The organism is Saccharothrix sp. NRRL B-16314 (assembly GCF_000716595.1).
Classification (GTDB): Bacteria; Actinomycetota; Actinomycetes; order Mycobacteriales; family Pseudonocardiaceae; genus Actinosynnema.
Genome location: NZ_JNXC01000153.1, coordinates 1 through 377, shown reverse-complemented (window position 1 = coordinate 377; position 377 = coordinate 1). Strand labels below are relative to the sequence as shown.

At 72.1% G+C, this 377-nt stretch carries 1 protein-coding gene; it reads left to right on the top strand.

The window, feature by feature from the left end; translation table 11 throughout:
- Window positions 1-377 (top strand): 2'-5' RNA ligase family protein (locus OQ02_RS39445; RefSeq protein ID WP_033443795.1); only part of this gene is annotated, 377 nt, incomplete at both ends.

The window sequence follows — 377 nt, the reverse complement described above, 5'->3', positions numbered from 1 at the left end:
CCCACGCACATCACCCTCGTCCCGCCGACCGAGGTCGCGGAGGAGCGCCTGCCGGAGATCGAGGCGCACCTGGCCGGTGTCGCCGCCTGCTACCAGCCGTTCCCCGTACGCCTCAAGGGCACCGGGACCTTCCGCCCGCTCTCCCCGGTCGTCTTCGTGAAGCTGCAGGAGGGCGTGTCCCCCTGCAACCGGCTCCAGCACCAGATTCGCGACGAGGCCGGCCCGCTCGCGCGCGAGCTGCAGTTCCCGTACCACCCGCACGTCACCGTGGCGCACGCCATCTCCGAGGAGGGGATGGACCGGGCGTTCGAGGAGCTCGCCGGGTACGAGGCGGCCTGGACCTGCCGTTCCTTCGCGCTGTACGAGCAGGGCGCGGA